The following is a 21,540-nucleotide window of genomic DNA, read 5'->3' as shown; positions in this document are numbered from 1 at the left end:
GTCCACGGCAGGAAGCACCACCATGAAGCTGACCCCCGCGCTGTTGCTCAGCCTCACTCTCTGCACCACTCTTGGTGCTACAAGCAACGCCAGCGAGATCAACATGAGCTGGCAGTGGCAATCCACCGATGGCCAGCGCAAGCACTTCCAGCTGACCACCGACGATCAGGTGATGGCCGCCAGTCGCCACGAGATGAGCCTGCTGAAGGCCTCTCTCACCAATCCGCTGGAGACCCTTTACGCCTACATCAGCCCGCGGCTCTACAACAGCATCAACCTGATCAACCAGAGCAGCCCCGAGACCGCTACCAAGTTTCGCAATCTGGAGCAGGCCTTCACCCTGCGGGACGACAGCATGGAGTCGATGCTGTTCTGGCAAGCCTACCAGCAGTATCAGGAGGATGCCTTCTACCAGATGAGGGTGATCCCCTGCGTCCATCCGGCCAATCGCAAACTGCCTTGCGTGCGACCCGATTACTCCCAGCTCTTCTACCACTTCAAGGGGCATCTCAAGCCGCTGGCGCAGCAGTTTGCCGCCAAGGATCTCGCCACCAGCGTCAGCCTGCTGCAGGAGTGGCTGAACGCCATCCCCACTCAGCCGGAGCAGCTGGATCACTTCGCGCCGCCGCTGCAAGCGTTGCAGGATAACAAGGCCGACAGCGACGAGAAGGCGCTGCTGATGGCCAGTCTGCTGGCGGAGCTGGCGCCGCAATATGTGCTCAGCATCATCTATCCGGATATCAGCATCGGCAGCGTCTCCCCTGCCTGGCTGGCCATTACGGCAGACAGTGGCGTACCCGGTGATGTGGTGGTGATCAACAATCAGCGCCATGTGCTGTTGACCGGCTCGTCCCTGCTGGCCCAGCAGATGACCATGGCCAAGATCCCCCTCATCAGCGAGTCGCTCTACTGACGCCGACAGCTCAGACCAGCAGCCAATTCATTGATTTTTATCGATGTCATGCCATCCTAGCCGCCCTTGCCAGCCAACCCCCTGACTGGCGGGGCGCCGACGCTTCTGAATTGCGATCTTATTTAACACTTTTTAAACAGATCCGATCAGTTTAGGATGAAGCTCGCCCATTCCCTCAATCCGAAACTCGTTATAACATAACAAATGGAGTGTCATCAGGATGAAACATCTCGTACTTACTTTGGCGCTGCTGCCATCTCTGGTCTTTGCTCACAACTTCAAGGATGGCAACCCGGTGCCGCTGGTCAATGTCAGCGACAAGGGCGAGCTGGTTCTGAACGGCAAGGATATCGGCTACCAGCCGTGGCAGAGCACCTCGCTCACCGGCAAGGTGTTTCTGATCCAGCATATTGCAGGTCGCTCCAGTGCCAAGGAGCTGAACGCCCCGATGATCGAGGCGATCAAGGCCGCCAAGTTGCCGCAAGACAAGTACCAGACCGTTACCGTCATCAACAGCAATGACGCCATCTGGGGCACCTCCGGCTTCGTGAAGAGCAGTGCCGAGGACAGCAAGAAAGAGTTCCCCTGGTCCGCCATGGTGCTGGATGCCAAGGGTATGGCGCGCAACGCCTGGGATCTGACGCCGGAAAGCTCGGCGATCATCCTGCTGGATAAAGAGGGCAAGGTGCTGTTTGCCAAAGATGGCCAGCTCGATGCCAACAACATTGCTACCGTGATGGGGCTCATCAAGTCCCATCTCTAAGTCAGAGAGAAAGGGCGCTGATGGCGCCCTTTCCATAAGGGTCTATGGGTCGTATCAAACTGAAAATCTGGATCTTGCTGCTGGGCTGGTTATGGCTGCAGCCTGCCCTTGCCCGGCACCAGTTTGAATCCGCCCTGCCCGGCCACGACGACCATCACTGCCTGGTTTGCGCCCTCCATCTGGATGGCAAGCAGGTCATCACCGCCACCCCCTATTGCTTCCCCGGTTCGACCTCTGTTCTGCCCGTCGTTGCAACCATGCAACACTCGGCGGATACAGCCACGCTTCACAGCTATGCCATCCGTGCGCCGCCCGCCTCTGCTTTTCTCTATCCCTTTGTTTAATTTCGCTATTTGTTTTGAAAAAGGATTAAAGATGAAAGCAGTTACTCTGTTGCTGGCCGCAGCGACCTTTGGCGCACACGCAAATCACGACGAACACGAGAGCCACAGCCACGGCGCCCACGAGCATGGCCATGGCCACCTCAATCTGGTGGTCGATGGCGACCAATTGATGATCGAGCTGCAGGCGCCCGCAGCCGATCTGGTAGGCTTCGAGCACGCCGCCAAGAGCGATGAAGAGAAGGCGCAGTATGCCAAGGCGGTCGCCCGCCTCCAGCAGCCTGACGCCCTGTTCCGCTTCGACCCGGCGGCTGGCTGCAAACTGACCCAGCAGGAGTTGCAAGCCGCCAAAGAAGAGCATGATCACGACCATGACCATGACCATGACCATGACAAGGCTGCCAGCGACAAACATGAAAACCACCATGATCATGACGAAGCGGGCCACGCCGATATGGGCGCCATGTACACCTACACCTGCGCTACACCAGCCAAACTGACCGGCCTTGAGGCGACCCTGTTCAGCGTCTATCCGAGCCTTGCGAAGCTGAGCGTGCAGGGCATTCTGCCTACCGGCCAGACCGCTGGCGAGCTGACCCCGTCCGCCAACAAGCTGAGCTGGTAACGCCATGAAAAAAGCCGTGGTTGAGATCCGCGATCTGGCCTTTGCCTGGCCAGGTGGCGACGCTGTACTCGATCTGCCCGCCCTCACCATCCGCGAGGGTGAGCGGGTCTTTATCAAGGGCCCGTCGGGCTCCGGCAAGTCGACCCTGCTCGGGTTGCTGGCCGGGATCCAGACCGCCAACCACGGCACCCTGGAGGTGCTGGGCCAACCATTGGCCCGGCTCTCTGGCCGTGCCCGTGACCACTTCCGGGCGGCCAATCTGGGTTATATCTTCCAGCAGTTCAATCTGCTGCCTTTTCTCTCGGTGCAGGACAACGTGACTGCTGCCCTCACCTTCTCGCCCGCCAAACGGGCCCGCCTGCAAGGGAGTCCGGAGCAGGAGGCGCGCCGTCTGCTGGCGGAGCTGCAACTGCCGGATGACGCACTGCATCGCCCCGTCCACGCCCTCAGCATCGGCCAGCAGCAACGGGTTGCTGCCGCACGGGCGCTGATCGGCTCGCCGCCACTGGTGATCGCCGACGAGCCCACCTCGGCCCTCGACACCGACAACCGGGCCGCCTTTATCAAGCTGCTGTTCGAGGAGTGCGACAAGCAGGGCTCGACCCTCATCTTCGTCAGTCACGACCCTTATCTCGAACCCCTGTTCCCGCGGGTCGAAAACCTGCAACAGCTCAACCGGAGGGCATCATGCTAAAGCTCGCCCTGCAAAGTCTCTGGGCCCGCCGCCTCACCGCCGGGCTCACCCTGCTGGCCGTCGCCATCAGCGTCACCTTGCTGCTCGGGGTGGAGCGGGTGCGCACCCAGGCCCGCGAAAGCTTCTCCAACACCGTATCGGGAACCGATCTCATCGTCGGCGCCCGCTCCGGTCAGGTGAACCTGCTGCTCTACTCGGTGTTTCGCATCGGCAACCCCACCAACAACGTGGGGTGGGACTCCTATCAGGCCATCAAACAGAAACCCGGCGTCGCCTGGACCATCCCGCTTTCGCTTGGTGACTCCCACAAGGGATTTCGGGTGCTCGGCACCAATGGCGACTACTTCACCCACCTGAAGTACGGTCAGCAACAGTCGCTGCAATTGCGGGAAGGGCGACCGTTCGAGACGCCGTTTGAAGCTGTGCTCGGCGCTCAGGTGGCCGAGAAGCTCGGCTATCACCTCGACCAATCCATCGTCATCGCCCACGGTGCTGGCAACACCTCGTTCAGCCAACACGACAATCTGCCGTTCAAGGTGGTGGGAATTCTGGCACCGACCGGTACGCCCATCGATCGCACCATCCATGTGCCGCTGGCGGGGGTAGAGGCGATCCATCTCGGTTGGGATACCGGCCGCCACAGCAAGAACGTGACGCCGGAGCAGGCGCTGGCGCAGGATCTCACCCCGAAAACCATCACCGCCTTTATGGTGGGGCTGAGCAACCGGATCCTGGCGTTCCAGCTGCAACGCAGCGTCAACACCTATCCCAAGGAGCCGCTGATGGCGATCCTGCCTGGGGCCGCCCTGCAGGAGCTGTGGAGCCTGATGAGCGTGGCGGAAACCGCGCTGTCGGTGATCGCCGGTTTTGTGGTGGTGGCGGGCCTGATAGGCATGCTGACCACCCTGCTGGCGGGGCTTAACGAGCGGCGCCGGGAGCTCGCCATATTGCGATCCCTCGGCGCGGGCCCTGCCCATCTGTTCCTGCTGCTGGCGCTGGAGGCCATGGCGCTGACCACGGTCGGTATCGCCCTCGGGGTCGCCGTACTCTATCTGGGGCAGGGGCTTGCCTCGCCCTGGCTGCTCAGCCACTATGGCCTGCAATTAAGCTTGGGAGTGCCGAGCGCCTACGAATGGCAGTTGCTGGGCATGGTATGGCTGGCAGGCATGGTGATTGGTCTGCTCCCAGCTGCCCGCGCTTACCGCTACAGCCTGAGCGATGGCATGAGCATTCGCGTCTAGCGAGACGCCCAAAAATAGAAACAGAAGGACAGATGATGAAGTGGAAAATTGTGGCGCTGCTCGCCAGCCTGCTGGTGCTGCCCGCCCTGGCCGCCGATTACAAGACCATCGACTGGGATGTGCTCATCCCGGAAGGGGAGAAACTGCTGCCACCGCCCCAAGTCAATCACGAAGATCCCATGTCGGTGCCGCAACCGGTGGGCGGGGTAAACAAGAAGCTGGACAACCAGGATGTGCGCATTCCGGGCTTCGTGGTGCCGCTGGAAGGGGATGCCAAGAAGATCACCGCCTTCCTGCTGGTGCCCTACTTCGGCGCCTGCATCCATGTGCCGCCGCCGCCCACCAATCAGGTGATCTATGTGAGCTACCCCAAGGGTGCGCCGGTGGATGATCTGTGGGATGCCATCTGGGTGAAGGGCAAGATGCGCACGGTCAGCTCCAGCCACGAGATGGCCACCGCCTCCTATTCGATGGAAGCGGTCGAGGTGAGCGTCTACGAGGAGTAATCCTCCCGTTGCAAAAAAAGCGGCCTCCACGGAGGCCGCTTTGTTATCTTGGCATCCCGGTTGGAGTAACATTCAGCTCCAGAACCTGTGCGAATGGAGTCAGCATGGCAGACCTCCCCCCCCCGAAAAAAGAGAGTTCGATCCTGAGCAGCCAGGAGCAGACCCTGCGTCTGGCCCGCAGTCGCGGTATCGATGGCATGCTCACCCGCAACAGCGACAGCACCTTTGAACAGCGCGCCACCTTTCGCCATCTGGCGGATCAGGCCGCCCGCCAGCGCAATCTGGAAGCCATCATGGTGATGGCCTCCCGTCACTGCGAAGAGACCGCGGCCGGCGGCGAGATGGACAGCGACTGGCTGACCCGCTTTCTGCAACTGGCGGAAGATATCAGCATGGTGCCGATGCAGCAGCTGTGGGGGCGGATCTTCGCACTGGAAGTCGCCACGCCGGGCCGCTTCTCCATCCGGGCGCTCGCCACCCTCAAAGAGATGACCCAGCGCGAGGCCCAGCTGTTCCAGCGCATCTGTTCACTGACCTGCCACTACACCGGCAGCGACGAGCAGCGACTGCTGCTGGGGCTGCACAAGGGGGCCACCCTGCTGAGCCGCGCCAAGGCAACGCGCCTTGGCCTTGGCAAATACCGACTGCCCTACAACGCCCTGCTGCAACTGTTTGAGCTCGGGCTGCTGCACCGCGCTGAGCTGGAATCCGGCCCGCTGCCCGCCGATGGGGTCGAGCTGGAGTTTGGCAACCAGCGCTGGCGGCTGCAGTGCAAGCAGAACAACATCACCCTGCTCTACTACCGGCTCACCCCGGTGGGCAACGAGCTCGCCCAGCTGCTGCAAGAGTCGCCGCTGGAGGAGTACCTGCAAGATCTGAAAACCGTGCTGGTGCAGGGTATCCAGATTGAAGTGATGCAGCTCGTCAGCGCCCCCTCCTCACCCGCTCCCGACCCTCTCCCCTGATCTCTGGCGGGGCAGCTGATGCCCTGTCGGTTCGTGGATCCTTCGCATCCAGCTGCTGGCTCCAAGCTTATGGGCTTGACCAGAATAGGTTGCAAATTGCAGATGCCGCAGAGGAACACCCCGTCTGCTCCGTTGCATATTGCAAACAGCAACGGTCTTTTCCTGCCAAAACGGCACTAATAACACATCAATCATTAGCTTTTGCCAGCTGGCCCACCCCTTGCAGATGTCTTGATGTAGATCAAAATCTAACCATCACAGCTCGGGAGTAAGGCCATGAGAATCAATCAACCGGTTACCCAAAGAGAACGTCTCTATCCAGACCACCAGAGCCTGATCTCCACCACGGATCTGGAGAGCCGCATCACCTACGCCAACGATGAGTTCTGCGAGATTGCGGGCTTCCAGCTCGACGAGCTGGTGGGGGAACACCACAATCTGGTGCGCCATCCTGACATGCCGAAACAGGCCTTTGCCGATCTGTGGAACCATATCCGAGAAGGCAAGAGCTGGATGGGGCCGGTGAAAAACCGCTGCAAAAGTGGCGACCACTACTGGGTCAGCGCCTTTGTCACCCCCATCAAGGATGCCAGTGGCCGGGTGGTGGAGTATCAGTCGGTGCGCACCGCTCCGAGCGAGGAGATCAAACAGCGGGCCGAGAAGGTCTATGCCGACCTTCGCAACAACAAGCTGCCGCTGGCGCTCAAGCTGCCCACCTTCTCCCATACCCTGGCCATCAACCTCTGTCTGCTGCTGAGCCTGCTCGCCATGTTTGCGCTGGGCTATAACCACGACATGAACTGGCAACTGGCGCTGGCCGCCCTGCCGCTGGCGATAGCGGCCATCACCCTGAATGCCCTCTCCCGCCGCCTCGGCAAGCTCAACAAGATGGCCCGCAGCCGCTTTGACAACCCGCTGATGCAGCTGCTCTACACCAACAAGGTGGACAACATCGCCGCCATCGAACTCTCGATGGTGATGAATCAGGCCGAGTTCAACGCCGTGCTGGCCCGTACCCAACAGACTTGCAGCAAGATCCTGCAGGCCGCCGAAGGGGATCTGCGCAACGCCGAGTCCATCACCGACAACCTGCAACAGCAGCAGGCCGAAACCAATCAGGTGGCGACAGCCGTGACCGAGATGTCGGAATCCATTCGCGAGGTTTCACAGAGCTCCAGCGAATCCTCCAGCCTGCTGGACGAGACCGCCGACCTGTTCAAGAACGGCAACCACAGCGTGGCCGAAACCGTGGCTGCCGTGGCAGGTATGAACAGCGAGCTGACCACCTCCAAGAGCGTGATCAGTGCGCTGGTCGGCCACTGCCGCGACATCGATGGCATCCTCGATGTGATCAACAACATCGCCAACCAGACCAACCTGCTGGCCCTCAACGCTGCCATCGAAGCGGCACGGGCTGGCGAAGCGGGCCGCGGTTTCTCGGTAGTGGCTGACGAGATCCGCTCGCTCGCCATCAAGACCCAATCCTCGACCAGCGAGATCCAGAAGATGATCACCGAGCTGCAAACCAGCGCCGGGGATGCAGAGCAGGCGATGGAGAAGGGCTGCCAACTCTCCGAAAGCTGCCAGCAGAAAGCCTCGGCGACCGGCACCATTCTCCAGCAGATCAACGATATGCTGCAGCAGGTGGCCTCCGGCAGCGGCCAGATTGCCCAGGCGGTACAGGAGCAGTTCCACGTCACCGCCGAGATCAACCGCAACGTGCTCAGCATCAAGACCCTGGCCGATGACTCCAGCGTCGGCAGCCAGCACGCCGTGCACGGCATCACCCAGCTGGTCAACCAGTTGAGCGATCTCGACCGGCTGGTACGCCAGTTCCAGAAGGGGGCTCCGGCAAGCCAAAGCCGCTACGAAGTGGCCACCACCCGCGCCGTACCGGTTCGCCAAGCCAGATAACCACTACACAAACCATCACCGCAGACAAACCCTATGGGCCTTTGGATCCATAGGGTTTTTTAATGCCCGCCAACAAAAGGCGACACTGCCGTTTCACTGTCCGATTTCCCTCTGCGCTAATGGGCGGCGGTTCTGGCACGAACATATCGCTACCCGTTATTGATTAATTTGTTGATCTTGCTCAGGAAATGGCCCGCTTGCGCTTTTCACCAAAGCCCCGTTCGGTAACATAGTCGCTTGGCAACCTCTCGCAGGAGTCAGCCATGAGCCAAGCCAGTGCCAAAACGCAGGTAAAAAGCAGCAGACTGGAGGCTGAAATTCAGGGGCGGTAGCGTGGTTGGTGCAGAGTGTAGCGAAACCCAACAGACGAGCATGATCACCTCAACAAGCGCGGGATAAACATGGATTGGGCCGATCGGCAAAACAAATTTTCAGATACATTGCGCGGTAAACGTTGGGCTTCACTGCGTTTAGCACCAACCTACGATTTTATCCCAACATAGGAGATAAAATCATGTCAAAAGCTCTTCAACTAAACATTTACAGCAAGGGTGTAAAAATTGAAACTTGTAACATCCATGACTTCTAATGAAGCACAAGATTTTTTTCTCAAACATAAGAGTTATTGTAACTTCCCATTACCACCATATTTTGATTTCGAGCCTCTCCTTTCAGAAGTAAAAAATCATCTTGCAACCAAACAAAATGGCTTAAATGATATTGGTTTGAAAGATGCATCAAATTATGATGATGTGAATTATGTTCTGCAAACGAACAAAGATGGTCATTATTCATGGCGACCATTTCAACTCATCCACCCCGCATTATATGTTCACCTTGTCACCAAGATTACTGAAGAAGACAATTGGCGGCTAATTAAACAAAGATTTGATTTATTCCAAACCAATGAAAGGATTTTTAATGCAGGGATTCCAAGAGAGGCTGGTGAAGATAGTGCATCAGATGCTGCAGAAACTGTCAAAGGGTGGTGGAATGATGTTGAACAACAATCATTATTCAAAGCTCTTGAGTTTAAATATTTATTTGTCACTGACATTTCAAATTTTTACCCCTCCATTTATACCCACTCAATTTCTTGGGCAATCCATACTAAGCCTATTGCGAAAGAACAAAGAAATAGAAGTCGGATGAGTTTAATTGGTGTGACAATTGACAAAACTCTTCAACACATGCAAAACGGTCAAACTAATGGAATACCACAAGGCTCTGTCTTAATGGACTTTATTGCGGAGATACTATTAGGTTATGCAGATTCAGAGTTAACCTTAAAATTAGACTCCTTAGGCATTGAGGATTATTATATTATTCGATATAGAGATGACTACCGTGTTTTTACGAATACAAAAGAAGACAGTGAAACAATAGCTAGACAGATTACATTGACACTTCAAGAGTTAGGCTTGCAATTAAATTCATCCAAAACAAGCATTAGTGAAGATGTTATAATGAGCTCCATTAAAGAGGATAAAAGAGTAGCATTGTCTATTTTTGGAAAAAGCCAATGGGAAACAACAATTCAAAAGTCACTATTAAAGTTAATCATGTTTTCTCGGATGCATCCTAATTCCGGCCAGATTGATAAGCAGTTAGCTAGATTAAATAAGAAGTTGGAAAGCAAACAACAACTCAAAGAAGATTCGAAAATAATTATTAGTATAATTTCAGATATAATGCTCACAAATCCAAGATCATTTCCATCATGTGCACTAGTGTTAAGTAACACTCTAAAATTCATCAATGAAAATGATGAAAAGATTCAACTCCTAACTAAAATAAAAGATAAGTTTCAGTCTATGCTTGGTACTGGAGTATTAGACATATGGTTACAACGTATATCCTATCCAATTCAGCCTGATTTACAATTCAATGAATCACTATGTAAAATAGTCGCTAACATTCCTAATATCAACATATGGGAGTCTTCATGGATTAGTGAAGAAGCATTTAAGACAGGAGCTCTTGCCACACCTATTGTTAATAGAGAAACATTGGATGCTTGTGAAGCGATCATAAGTGAGAATGAAGTTGTTTTGTTTCCTTACGATGCTGACTTTGAAGATGAAACTGATGATATTAATTTATAGGTGCGTGGAATTTAATACACGTTTTTTTAATCTACATTGCGCACCATTTTAAATACAAGCTAACAGGTGGCAATGAACTCAATAAAATGACAAACAATAAATAAAGGGGCCAACGCCCCCTTGTTTATCAATATTTGGTTCAGACAATCAACCTGACTCGATCAGCCCCCGCAGCCTTAGCGCAGTCAACAACTCCTCCACCAGCGTATCCACCGGTTTACCGGCATTAAGCAGATGAATTTCCGGACTTTCCGGTGCCTCGTAGGCGGAGTCGATACCGGTAAAATTCGTAATTTCCCCTGCCCGCGCCTTCTTGTAGAGTCCTTTGGGATCGCGCTCTTCGCAGATGGCGAGCGGCGCATCGACAAAGACCTCGACAAACTCCCCTTTCCCCAAGAGGCTGCGCACCAACGCCCGCTCGGCACGAAATGGCGAGATAAAGGCGGTGAGAACGATAAGGCCCGCATCCACCATCAGTTTTGCCACCTCGCCGACCCGGCGGATATTCTCCTGCCGCGCAGCATCATCGAACCCGAGATCGCCACAGAGGCCGTGGCGCACATTGTCCCCATCCAGCAGATAGGTGTGCTTGCCTTGTGCCGCCAGCGCCTGCTCCAGCGCCCCCGCCAGGGTCGATTTGCCCGCCCCCGACAGCCCGGTAAACCAGATAACCAGCGGTTTTTGCCCTTTAAGCTCGGCCCGGCTCTGTTTGTCGACGGCATGCTTGTGCCACACGATATTGCTCATCCCACACTCCTTGCTTGGCGCTCACGCCTCAAAACTTAAACGGTCCGGCACCACGGGGAGCCGCCTCGGACGATCAGCCGACAACGTGCTGGTGCCATGGCATTGCTCATCCCACACTCCTTGATTGGCGCTCACGCCTTAAAACGGAAACAGCAGGGGCACCATCACAATCACCCCGAGGCTATAGGCCAGCGAGACCGGCAGGGCCAGCTTGAGGTAGTCCGGCATCTTGTAGTTGCCCGCGGCATAGACCATCAGGTTGGTCTGGTAGCCGTAGGGCAGGATAAAGCTGGAGCTCGCCCCGAACAGCACCGCCAGAATAAACGGCATGGTCGAGACATCCATGCTGAGCGCCAGCTGGTAACCCATGGGGAAGGCCAGCGCGGCGGCGGCGTTGTTGCTCATCAGTTCGGTCAGCACCAGGGTAAACAAATAGATACCGATAAAGGCGATGATGGGGCTGGCACCGTTGAACTCCCCCATCAGCCAGTCGGCGATAAGCTTGGCCAGTCCGCTCTTTTCCAGCTGATCGGCGATGGCGAGCGCCCCGCCCACCACCAGCCAGATATCCAGCGGGAAGCGGCGGCGGATCTCGTCCAAGGTCAGAATGCGGGTGAGCAGCAGCGCCACCAGCATCAGCAGCAACCCCTTGAACAGCGGCACCAGATCAAACACAGAGAGCGCCAACACCCCGAGAAAGCCCAGCACCACGGCAGCGCTACGCTTGCCATCGAGACGGGTGGAGGCTTCCAGCCCGCTCACCACCACAAACTCCCGCCCCAACGACTTGTTGCGGGCAAACTGGGGGCCGGGGGCCAGCAGCAGGGTATCACCGGCGTGCAGCTCAATCTGGCCGAGGCCACCGGTAAGCTGGGTTTCGCCGCGGCGCACCGCCAGTACCACCGCATCGAAGTGGGTGCGAAATTCGGCATCCTTGATGGTCTGCCCCACCAGCCGCGAACTGTGGCTGACGATCACCTCCACCAGATGCTGGCCGTTGAGGCGGTGCTGGCCGTAGAGATCCAGCCCTTTCATCTCCTGCAATACGCCGACGCTCTCCACATCGCCGCAAAACAGCAGCACGTCCCCTTCGTGCAGCTCGTGTTCCGGCTGCACCGGGCAGATCACCTGCTCGCCGCGAATGATCTCCGCCAGATAGAGGCTTTTCAGGCTGCGCAGGCCGTTCTCCTTGACGCTGCGCCCCGCCAGCGGTGAACCGGCGCCCACCTTGGCTTCGAGAAAATAGCCGGATTCGCGGCTCATCTCGGTATCCTGCTCCGGCAGGTGACGGGCAAACAGTAGCACGGCCACCAGACCTGTCAGCAGGGTACCCGCTCCCACCATAAAGAAGTCGAACATGCCGAGCGGCGGCGCCCCCATCTTGATGAGGAAGCTGTTGACGATAAGGTTGGTGGAGGTGCCGATCAGGGTCAGCACCCCGCCAAAGGTGGCCGCGAAGCACATGGGCAGCAGCAGCCGCGACGGCGCATGGTTGGGGTTGCGTTTGACCGCTCCCAGCATGGAGGCCACCACGGCGGTGTTGTTGACGAAGGCAGACAGGAAGGCGGTGGAGAACCACACCTTCACCAGCACCTTGTTGAATGAACCCGTGCCCACCAGATTGGCGAACCAGCTCATGATGCGGGTCTTCTCCACCGCCAGCGACACCAGCAGCAACAGCACCAGCGTCAGCAGGGCACTGTTGGTGTAGCCCGCCACCACGGCATTGATATCCGCCAGCCCGCTCAGGTAGGTGATGAGCACGGCGCCCGAGAAGAGCAGCGCCGGGCGGAGTTTGCCCTGGATCAGCAGGGCCACGAGAGCAGCCAGCAGACCCAGCACCAGGAATTGTTGCCAGGTCATGGGCTTACTCCTTGCTTGTGTCGTTACCGATGGCAAGGGCTTGCCAGTGCGGGAAGTGCTTGCGCACCAGCGCGTTGAGCTCGATTTCGAACTCGCTGTAGTGCCCTTTTACCGCTTTCGCGGCCAAGCCTTCCACTATCATGCCGGCGCCGACGGTGACGTTGCTCAGCCGGTCGATCAGGATAAAGCTGCCGGTATCGCGGATCTCCTGATACGGGTCGAACGCCACCGGGTCGGTGAGGCTCAGCTCGCACAGGCCGATCTCGTTGAGCTTCAGCTCGCTGGCGGGCAACTCGTCGAGCTTGTTGATCTCGATGCGGTGGCGGATGGCCTCCACCTGACCGCGACTCTTCTTGGTCGCCAGTTTGACGTCGTAGACCCGGCCCGGTTGCAGGGACTCCTCCCCCATCCAGACGATATGGGCCAGCAGATTCTGGGTCACTTGCGGCCGCTTGGCGGCATCCACCAGCAGGTCGCCGCGACTGATGTCGATCTCGTCGGCGAAGGTGACCGTGATGGCCTGACCCGGCAGGGCGTAATCCAGATCGCCGTCGAAGGTGACGATGCGGGTGACTGTGCTCTCCTTGCCCGACGGCAGCACCGCAAGCCGGTCGCCCACCCGCAGGATGCCGGAGGCCAACGTGCCCGCGAAGCCGCGAAAATCGAGGTTGGGGCGGTTCACATACTGCACCGGCAGGCGCACCGGATGACGCTCCAGCTCGCGCTCAACCTCGGCAGACTCCAGCAGAGCAAGCAGAGTTTCGCCCTGATACCAAGCCAGCTTGTCGCTCTGGTTGACCACGTTGTCACCGTCCAGCGCCGAGACCGGCACGATATGGATGGTGTCGACGCTGAGCTTTTTGGCGAACTCGCGGTAGTCGGCGCTGATGCGCTCGAACACCTCCTGACTGAACTCCACCAGATCCATCTTGTTGACCGCCACCACGAACTGCTTGATGCCAAGCAGGCTCGCGATAAAGCTGTGGCGACGGGTCTGATCCAGCACCCCTTTGCGGGCGTCGATCAGAATGATGGCCAGATCGCAGGTGGAGGCGCCGGTGGCCATGTTGCGGGTGTACTGCTCATGGCCCGGGGTATCCGAGATGATAAATTTGCGCTTGGCGGTGGAGAAATAGCGGTAGGCCACGTCGATGGTGATACCCTGCTCGCGCTCCGCTTGCAGGCCGTCCACCAGCAGCGCAAGGTCCAGCTTCTCGCCGGTGGTGCCGAGCTTCTGGCTGTCGGACTCCAGCGCTTTGAGCTGATCTTCATAAATCTGCTGGGAGTCGTGCAGCAGGCGACCGATAAGGGTGCTCTTGCCGTCATCCACGCTGCCGCAGGTGAGAAAACGCAGCAGACTCTTGTGCTGCTGGGCGTGCAGATAGGCTTCGATGCCCTGTTCGGTGATGGCGGTCTGAATATGGCTGTTCATGCTGACGACTCCTTAGAAATATCCCTGACGCTTCTTCTGCTCCATGGAGCCGGCCTGATCGTGGTCAATCAGCCGCCCTTGCCGCTCGCTCGAGGTGGTGAGCAGCATCTCTTCAATAATTTCCGGCAAGGTGGTGGCATCGGATTCGATGGCTCCGGTCAGCGGGTAGCAACCGAGGGTGCGGAAGCGCACCAGCTCCTGCTTCACTTCGTCTTCCGGGCCGATGGGCATACGATCGTCATCCACCATGATCTTGATGCCGTTGCGCTCCACCACCGGGCGCATGGCCGCGAAGTAGAGCGGCACTATGTCGATGTTCTCGAGATAGATGTATTGCCAGATATCCAGCTCAGTCCAGTTGGAGAGCGGGAACACCCGGATGCTCTCCCCCTTGTTGACCTGGCTGTTGTAAACGCGCCACAGCTCCGGGCGCTGGTTCTTCGGATCCCAGCGGTGAGACTTGTCACGGAAGGAGTAGACCCGCTCCTTGGCGCGGGACTTCTCCTCGTCGCGGCGGGCGCCACCGAAGGCGGCGTCGAAGCCGTATTTGTTGAGCGCCTGCTTGAGCCCCTCGGTCTTCATGATGTCGGTGTGCTTGCCGCTGCCGTGGACAAAGGGGTTGATGCCCATGGCGAGCCCCTCCGGGTTCTTGTGGACGATCAGATCCAGCCCGTACTTTTTGGCGGTCTCGTCGCGGAACTTGATCATCTCCTTGAACTTCCAGTCGGTATCGACGTGGAGCAAGGGGAACGGGATCTTGCCCGGATAGAAGGCCTTGCGGGCCAGATGCAGCATGACGGAGGAGTCCTTGCCGATGGAGTACATCATCACCGGGTTTTCAAATTCGGCAGCCACCTCGCGGATGATATGGATGCTCTCGGCTTCCAGCTGCTGCAAGTGGGTCAATCTTTCACGGTCCATGTTGGTCCTCGGGTCATTGCTTATGCGCCTGCTCGGGGCGCTGGGTGGTTCAGTGCGCGGCCGCACCGGCAGCCGCATCAAATATCTCTTTCTCGGTCAGGCCAGCTGCACCAGCTTGAGGTCACAGCCATCGAGATCCGGGTTAGCGCGCTGCTGCTCGCCGCTTTTTTCTCCAAACCAGGCCAGCCGCTCGCGCAGGGCGACCACTTCGCCGATGACGATAAGCGACGGGCTCACCGCCTGTTTGGCCAGCTCGGCCAAATCGGCCAGCGTGCCGGTCAGCACCCGCTGGCGGGATGTGGTGCCGCGCTCGATGATGGCGATGGGGGTGGCTTGGCTGCGGCCGTGATCCATCAACTGCTGCTGGATATGCTCGGATCGCATCAGCCCCATGTAGATGACCAGGGTCTGACTGGTAGCGGCGAGCTGCTGCCAGTCGGGCTCCTTACCCTCTTTTTGGCAGTGACCTGTGATAAAGACGGCGCTCTGGGCATAGTCACGGTGGGTGAGTGGAATGCCGGCATAAGCGGTGGCACCGGCAGCAGCCGTGATGCCGGGCACCACCGAGAAGGGGATGCCTTCGTCGGCCAGCACTTCCAGCTCCTCGCCGCCACGGCCAAACATAAAGGGATCCCCCCCTTTCAGCCGCACCACCCGGTTGCCCGCCTTGGCGTAGTCCACCAGCAGGCGATTGGTCTCCTCCTGCGGCACGCTGTGGGCACCCGCCTTCTTGCCGACCGACACCAGGGTGGCATCGCGGCGCACCAGATCGAGGATCTCGGCGGAGACCAGCTGGTCGTAGAGCACCACTTCAGCCTGTTGAATTTGTTGTAGCGCCTTGAGGGTCAAGAGGCCCGGATCGCCGGGGCCCGCGCCGACCAGCACAACTTCTCCTACTTCGCTTTTCGCCTGGTCGAGGCCATCACTCAGCCACTGCTCGGCACCTTGCCAATCCTCTTTTTCAATCAGGCTGGCGAGGGTGTTGGAGGCAAAGGCCCGCTCCCAGAAGCGGCGGCGATCGGAAATCGAGGAGAGCACCCGCTTGGCCTTGTCACGGACCCGGCCGGAGAGCTCGGTCAGCCCGCCGAGATGGCGCGGCAGCAGGCTCTCCAACCGCTCGCGCAACAGGCGCACCAGCACCGGCGCCTTGCCGCCGCTGGAGACCGCCACCATCAGCGGTGAGCGATCGATGATCGAGGGGAAGATAAAGCTGGAGCGTTTGGGGTCATCCACCACGTTGACGAACAGACCCAGCTGGTTGGCGCTCTGATAAACGAGGGCGTTGACTTCGAGGTTGTCGGTCGCCGCCACCACCAAAATCTGGCCTGCCAGATGGGCCGGGGTGAAGCGCTCCGCCAGATGGGTGAAACGACCGGTGAACTCAGCAAATTCCGGTTCAAGCTCCGGGGAGACCAGGGTCAGCCGGGCACCGGCCGCCAGCAGCAGGCGCGCCTTGCGTAGGGCAACCTCGCCCCCGCCCACCAGCAGTACCGGGCGGCCTTCCAACTTGGCAAACATAGGTAAATAATCCATTTCGGCCCATCCCTCGGAACACGACTAATATGGGGCGACTATAGGCAGGGCAGCTTATCCCTCAAAATAATAAAAAATGCTTTTTAATGCGTTTAGGTAATTAGCAAAGCCGATTCATGACAAAGGCGTACAAAGTCACTTGTGGTACCTGACGCCAGACCATAGGCTAGGGACTGTGTTTCATAAGGAGCTAAATGATGAATGAATCATTGATTGTGCTAGGGATTTTTGTGTTCCTGGTGCTCGCCACCCTGAGCGCGGGCATCAAGATCGTGCCCCAGGGCTACAACTGGACGGTGGAGCGCTTCGGCCGCTACACCCGCACCCTGACCCCGGGTCTCAACCTGCTGATCCCCTACGTGGATCGGGTCGGCCACAAGATCATCATGATGGAGCAGGTGCTGGACATCCCGGCACAAGAGGTGATCTCCCGCGACAACGCCAACGTCACCATCGACGCCATCAGCTTTGTGCAGGTGGTGGATGCCCGCAAAGCGGGTTACGAGGTCAACGATCTCACCAGCGCCATCCGCAATCTCACCATGACCAATATGCGCACCGTGCTCGGTGCCATGGAGCTGGACGAGATGCTCTCCCAGCGCGACACCATCAACGAGAAACTGCTGCGCACCATGGATGCCGCCACCGCCCCCTGGGGTATCAAGGTGACCCGCATCGAGATTAAAGATGTGCGCCCGCCGCTGGCACTGGTCGAGGCGATGAACGCCCAGATGAAGGCCGAGCGCCAGAAACGGGCCGAGGTACTGGAAGCCGAAGGCGTGCGCCAGTCCAAAATCCTGAAAGCGGAAGGCGAAAAGCAGTCCCAGATCCTCAAAGCCGAAGGTGAGCGTCAGGCCGCCTTCCTCGCCGCCGAAGCGCGGGAGCGGGCTGCCGAGGCGGAAGCCAAGGCGACCCATATGGTTTCCCAAGCGATTGCTGAAGGAGACCTGCAGGCCATCAACTACTTCGTGGCCCAGAAATATACCGAGGCACTGGCCCGCATCGGTGAAGGCCCCAACAGCAAGATCATCATGATGCCGCTGGAAGCGGGCAGCCTGATTGGCTCGGTGGCTGGCATGGCCGAGCTGTTCAACAAAGATGGCAAGGGCAGCAAGTCATGACAGCCCTGTTAGAGGGGCTGACCCACTGGCACTGGCTGGGGCTCGGCTTCATTCTGCTGGCCATCGAGGTGCTCGGCTCGGTGGGCTTTTTGCTCTGGACCGGCATCGCCGCGCTGGAAGTGGGGCTACTGCTGCTGATCTGGCCCTTTGGCTGGCAGGCGCAGTTGCTGCTGTTTGCGGTGCAATCCCTGCTCACCACCTGGGCCTGGTGGCGCTGGCAGCACCAGCGCGACAACTCGGGTCAGGATGCCGCCAGCACCATCAACGAGCGGATGCAGAGCTATATGGGCCGCGAGCTGACCCTGCTGGATGATGTGACTCAGGGTACCAGTCGGGTGCATCTGGACGATACGGTCTGGACGGTGCGCTGCGACGAGTCGCTGCCTGCGGGCAGCAAGGTCAGGGTGGTGGGGGCCGACTCCCATATCCTGCTGGTTGAACTCCGCAACTGACGCAACTCTACCATCGAGTCATAAAAAAGCCCGCGATCGCTTGCGGGCTTTTGTCTCTCTGGCTGCCACTCAGGTACGCAGCCGATCGAGCTGACTGGCCAGCGCCGTGGCCGCTTGCTCCAGCGCTTCGCTCAGTTGATGGCTGGAGCTGGCCTCCTGCCCGATCACGTTGGCGGTATCACCAATCCGCATCAAATTCTTGTTTATATCATCACTGACGGCGCTCTGCTGCTCGGCGGCGGTGGCCACCTGACTGATGTGGTCGTGGATCTGCTGGATCTGGGCCACCACCCGATTGAGCGCCTCGAACGCCTGCTCGGTGCCCTGCACCGTGGTGGTGGAGCGCTCGATGCCGGTATTCATCAGACGTTGGCTGCTGCTCACCTCGGTCTGCAGGCTACCAATCAGCTGGCCGATCTCGTCGGTAGATTCACGGGTCTTGGTCGCCAGCGCCCGCACCTCGTCTGCCACCACAGCAAAGCCACGGCCCATATCACCCGCTCGTGCCGCTTCAATGGCGGCGTTGAGGGCCAGCAGATTGGTCTGCTCGGCAATGGCGCGGATCACATCGAGGATACGGCTGATATTGGTGCTGCGCTGGGCCACCAGCGCCACCGCTTTATCCGCCTCATGCATATCGCCGACCAGAGTATGGATCTCGTTGCGGGCATTGCTGAGGGTCTGCTGGGCGGTATTGATGTGGTGGGTCGCCGCTTCGGACTCCTGCGCCGCCTGCTCGGCATAACCCGCCACGCTGACTGCCGTGGTGCTCATCTGATGCATGGCGCTCACCACGCTCTCCAGCTCCAGATTCTGCTCGTCCAGACTACTGCGCATGGTGTCGGCGGTATGTTTCATCTCCCGCGCCTGCTGGTAGACCTGCTGACCAATCCCCTTGCTCATTTGCACCATGCCCCGCAGCTTGCCGAGAAAGACATTGAGCTGGGCGCCCAGATCGATCAGCTCCTGATGGGTGTCGATCTCCATCTGCTGGGTCAGGTCCCCCTCGTTGCTGGAGAGATGGCCCACATGGCGGCTGATAAGAGAAAGTGGCGCTGTGATGGTCTGGATAAACCAGACCAACAACCCCAACACCAACAGGGTAATCCCGCCCATGGCGATGACCTGCTGCCACTGGGCATCCACCAGCAGGGTGCCCAGTTCATTGCTGATGGCGTGTGCCTTGCTCAGCGCCAGCGCCTTGGGCACCTTGATCATCAACCACCACTGGGTATTGGCTGCCTCAACCCGGATGGGCTGATGAAGAATGAAGTCACTGTCGCTGCTGACCGGCCGACCGTCAGGCAGGGTCAGGCCCACCTCCTTGAGCGGACGGCCCAGCTTGTCGGCATAGCGGTTGCTGCCCACAATCAGCCCCATTTTGCTGACCAGGGTCACATCCGCCTTGTTGTCATAGAGGCTCTTGCCAAGGTTTTCAGCCAGTTGCTGGAAGATGGGCAGGTTCATATCCACCCCGGCCAGCCCGACAAACTTGCCGTCACGCAGCACGGGCACAGTCAGACTGGTCATCAGCATCTTGTTGCCCGGGCTGATTTCGTAGAGGTAGGGCTCCATCAGGCAGTGCTGGCGGGTATCGCGACCACAGAGATACCACTCGCTGTTGCGAATGCCGAACTCGTTGAGGGAGGTATCAAACTTGGCCTCGCTGGCAGCGGCGTCCACCGCTTGCTGAGCGACGGCCCCTCCCTGATCCTTGGTGAAATAGACCTCCAGACTCCCCTTGCCTGCCACCGAGTGGCTGGCCCCGCCCAGCCAGTTGCCATCCTCGCCATCATAGCCGTCCGGTTCAAACTGGGCGTAGATGGAGCTGATCCCGCTCGCCTGCTGCAGGCTGCTGCCAAGCAGAGACTCCACTTGGGGCCGCGACAAACGCAGTTCCGGTTTGGCCATCCCGGCTTCAATCTGGGCGGTCACGGTCAGGGGGATCTGATAGGAGTTCTGCATCAGCGAGGCAATCTGGATGGCATAGCGCTCTGCCTGATACTGCAGGCTGCGGGAGACCTCCTCTTCCAATGCATCGCTGGTCTGGGTCATCACCATGTTGCGAAGGGAGCTGAAAGAGGCCGATTGCAACAGGGTCATGGCCAGCCCGGTCAGCAGAAACAGCCCCATGGTAAGGCACAACAACTTGAACTTGAGGGAACGTTGCTTCATGCGACAACTCCTTATGGCAGAATAACAACGAATTACTTGAGTATATTCGCCCACTTGCGCTTCACCCGATTTGTTGATGGGTTTGTGGCAGGCTTCTGGTTATAATTTTTGCCTTCCCGAGCGTTGATGGAACAGTCGCAATGAGCAATGCACTGAGCAGTGTCCCGCCGGTAGTCGCGATGGACTACCCCTTTCCGGCCAAACCTCTTCCCCTGAGTGCCGAGCAGAGAACGACCTTGACCACAGAAATCAAGGCGCTGCTCAAGGAGCGCAAAGCGGTACTGGTTGCCCACTACTACACGGATCCCGAGATCCAGGCGCTGGCCGAAGCCACCGGCGGTTTCGTCGGTGACTCGCTGGAGATGGCCCGCTTTGGCCGCGATCACGAGGCGCAAACCCTGATCGTCGCCGGGGTGCGCTTTATGGGGGAAACCTCCAAGATCCTGAGCCCCCACAAGCGGGTGCTGATGCCGACTCTGGAGGCCGAATGCTCCCTCGATCTGGGCTGTCCCATCGAGCAGTTCTCCGCCTTCTGCGATGCCAATCCCGATCATACCGTGGTGGTCTATGCCAATACCTCGGCCGCCGTCAAAGCACGGGCTGACTGGGTGGTGACCTCCAGCATCGCGCTGGAGATCGTCGAGCACCTCGACAGTCTGGGTCACAAGATCATCTGGGGCCCGGATCGCCATCTGGGTGCCTACATCGAGAAGAAGACCGGGGCGCAGATGCTGCGCTGGCAGGGCCACTGCATCGTCCACGACGAGTTCAAGGCCCGTGCCCTGCGCGAGCTGAAAGAGCAGAATCCGGACGCCGCCGTGCTGGTTCATCCGGAATCCCCCGCCTCGGTGATCGAGTTGGCCGATGCGGTGGGCTCCACCAGCCAGCTGATCAAGGCGGCCAAGGAGCTGCCCCAGCAGAAGCTGATCGTGGCGACCGATCGGGGCATCTTCTACAAGATGCAGCAGGCCTGTCCGGAAAAAGAGATGGTGGAAGCACCGACCGGTGGCGATGGCGCCACCTGCCGCAGCTGCGCCCACTGCCCCTGGATGGCGATGAACGGTCTGGTGGCGATCAAGGAAGCGCTCACCGACGGTGCGGAGCGCCACGAGATCCATGTCGATGAAGATCTGCGGGTCAAAGCCTTGATCCCCCTCGATCGCATGCTCAATTTCGCCGCCGAACTCAAGCTCAAGACCCAGGGCAACGCCTGATTGCCGCCGTCACGA

19 protein-coding genes are annotated in these 21,540 nt (G+C 58.7%); 13 read left to right on the top strand and 6 right to left on the bottom strand.

Annotated elements, in window-relative coordinates; translation table 11 throughout:
- Window positions 1-22 precede the first annotated feature (22 nt).
- The 10 genes from AB5Y83_RS15565 to AB5Y83_RS15520 all read left to right on the top strand — a co-directional run bounded on the left by AB5Y83_RS15565 (window position 23) and on the right by AB5Y83_RS15520 (window position 10,067).
- Window positions 23-913, top strand: coding sequence for a hypothetical protein (locus AB5Y83_RS15565; RefSeq protein ID WP_043821720.1), 891 nt, complete (start codon window positions 23-25; stop codon window positions 911-913).
- A gap of 220 nt (window positions 914-1,133) precedes the next feature.
- Window positions 1,134-1,676, top strand: a complete 543-nt coding sequence (locus tag AB5Y83_RS15560) for a YtfJ family protein (RefSeq protein ID WP_005343253.1) — start codon at window positions 1,134-1,136, stop codon at window positions 1,674-1,676.
- A 44-nt stretch (window positions 1,677-1,720) separates the two neighbouring features.
- The gene (locus tag AB5Y83_RS15555) at window positions 1,721-2,020 is read left to right on the top strand and encodes a hypothetical protein (protein WP_257701034.1); all 300 of its coding nucleotides are present in this window, start codon (window positions 1,721-1,723) and stop codon (window positions 2,018-2,020) included.
- Window positions 2,021-2,051: 31 nt separating this feature from the next.
- Window positions 2,052-2,642 (top strand): DUF2796 domain-containing protein, encoded by a 591-nt coding sequence (locus tag AB5Y83_RS15550; RefSeq protein WP_368175469.1) that lies wholly within the window; start codon window positions 2,052-2,054, stop codon window positions 2,640-2,642.
- A 4-nt stretch (window positions 2,643-2,646) separates the two neighbouring features.
- A complete protein-coding gene (locus tag AB5Y83_RS15545) occupies window positions 2,647-3,336 on the top strand; it encodes an ABC transporter ATP-binding protein (protein ID WP_005335686.1) in 690 nt (229 codons plus the stop codon).
- Complete coding sequence (locus AB5Y83_RS15540) at window positions 3,330-4,577, top strand: ABC transporter permease (RefSeq protein WP_368175468.1); 1,248 nt, start codon at window positions 3,330-3,332, stop codon at window positions 4,575-4,577. Before AB5Y83_RS15545 ends, AB5Y83_RS15540 begins: the two co-directional genes overlap by 7 nt.
- A gap of 32 nt (window positions 4,578-4,609) precedes the next feature.
- Window positions 4,610-5,083, top strand: coding sequence for a DUF3299 domain-containing protein (locus AB5Y83_RS15535; RefSeq protein ID WP_026034852.1), 474 nt, complete (start codon window positions 4,610-4,612; stop codon window positions 5,081-5,083).
- A 104-nt stretch (window positions 5,084-5,187) separates the two neighbouring features.
- On the top strand, window positions 5,188-6,048 hold the full coding sequence (locus AB5Y83_RS15530; RefSeq protein ID WP_019444767.1) for a TIGR03899 family protein: 861 nt from the start codon (window positions 5,188-5,190) through the stop codon (window positions 6,046-6,048).
- 276 nt (window positions 6,049-6,324) lie between these two features.
- The gene (locus tag AB5Y83_RS15525) at window positions 6,325-7,962 is read left to right on the top strand and encodes a PAS domain-containing methyl-accepting chemotaxis protein (RefSeq protein WP_368175467.1); all 1,638 of its coding nucleotides are present in this window, start codon (window positions 6,325-6,327) and stop codon (window positions 7,960-7,962) included.
- Between the two features lie 560 nt (window positions 7,963-8,522).
- Window positions 8,523-10,067, top strand: coding sequence for an RNA-directed DNA polymerase (locus tag AB5Y83_RS15520; protein WP_205759603.1), 1,545 nt, complete (start codon window positions 8,523-8,525; stop codon window positions 10,065-10,067).
- A 147-nt stretch (window positions 10,068-10,214) separates the two neighbouring features.
- Here the strand turns inward: AB5Y83_RS15520 and cysC are convergent, their stop codons facing one another.
- From cysC to cysG, 5 genes are all read right to left on the bottom strand, one after another.
- Complete coding sequence (gene cysC, locus AB5Y83_RS15515) at window positions 10,215-10,814, bottom strand: adenylyl-sulfate kinase (RefSeq protein ID WP_368175466.1); 600 nt, start codon at window positions 10,812-10,814, stop codon at window positions 10,215-10,217.
- 138 nt (window positions 10,815-10,952) lie between these two features.
- Window positions 10,953-12,677, bottom strand: coding sequence for an SLC13 family permease (locus AB5Y83_RS15510; RefSeq protein WP_107682750.1), 1,725 nt, complete (start codon window positions 12,675-12,677; stop codon window positions 10,953-10,955).
- A 4-nt stretch (window positions 12,678-12,681) separates the two neighbouring features.
- Window positions 12,682-14,109: a sulfate adenylyltransferase subunit CysN gene (gene cysN / locus AB5Y83_RS15505; RefSeq protein WP_106844398.1), complete on the bottom strand. Its 1,428-nt coding sequence runs from the start codon at window positions 14,107-14,109 to the stop codon at window positions 12,682-12,684.
- 12 nt (window positions 14,110-14,121) lie between these two features.
- On the bottom strand, window positions 14,122-15,054 hold the full coding sequence (gene cysD, locus AB5Y83_RS15500; RefSeq protein ID WP_335843379.1) for a sulfate adenylyltransferase subunit CysD: 933 nt from the start codon (window positions 15,052-15,054) through the stop codon (window positions 14,122-14,124).
- A gap of 72 nt (window positions 15,055-15,126) precedes the next feature.
- Entirely contained in the window at window positions 15,127-16,563 is a 1,437-nt protein-coding gene (gene cysG, locus AB5Y83_RS15495; RefSeq protein ID WP_368175465.1) for a siroheme synthase CysG, read from the bottom strand.
- 197 nt (window positions 16,564-16,760) lie between these two features.
- Between cysG and AB5Y83_RS15490 the strand changes: the two genes are divergently transcribed.
- Together AB5Y83_RS15490 and AB5Y83_RS15485 are read left to right on the top strand one after the other, a co-directional pair.
- Entirely contained in the window at window positions 16,761-17,684 is a 924-nt protein-coding gene (locus AB5Y83_RS15490; protein ID WP_005335703.1) for an SPFH domain-containing protein, read from the top strand.
- Window positions 17,681-18,136, top strand: coding sequence for an NfeD family protein (locus AB5Y83_RS15485; RefSeq protein WP_201907593.1), 456 nt, complete (start codon window positions 17,681-17,683; stop codon window positions 18,134-18,136). Before AB5Y83_RS15490 ends, AB5Y83_RS15485 begins: the two co-directional genes overlap by 4 nt.
- A 69-nt stretch (window positions 18,137-18,205) precedes the next feature.
- Here AB5Y83_RS15485 and AB5Y83_RS15480 read toward each other — a convergent pair whose 3' ends face one another.
- Window positions 18,206-20,311: a methyl-accepting chemotaxis protein gene (locus tag AB5Y83_RS15480; RefSeq protein WP_368175464.1), complete on the bottom strand. Its 2,106-nt coding sequence runs from the start codon at window positions 20,309-20,311 to the stop codon at window positions 18,206-18,208.
- A gap of 140 nt (window positions 20,312-20,451) precedes the next feature.
- On the opposite strand from AB5Y83_RS15480, the gene nadA reads away from it, so the two are divergent.
- The gene (nadA, locus tag AB5Y83_RS15475) at window positions 20,452-21,525 is read left to right on the top strand and encodes a quinolinate synthase NadA (protein WP_005335706.1); all 1,074 of its coding nucleotides are present in this window, start codon (window positions 20,452-20,454) and stop codon (window positions 21,523-21,525) included.
- The last annotated feature ends 15 nt before the right edge of the window (window positions 21,526-21,540 follow it).

Source organism: Aeromonas sp. R5-4 (assembly GCF_040908215.1).
GTDB classification, from domain to species: domain Bacteria; phylum Pseudomonadota; class Gammaproteobacteria; order Enterobacterales; family Aeromonadaceae; genus Aeromonas; species Aeromonas veronii.
Note: the sequence above shows the minus strand (reverse complement) of the source record. Positions and strands in the feature narration are given on the sequence as shown.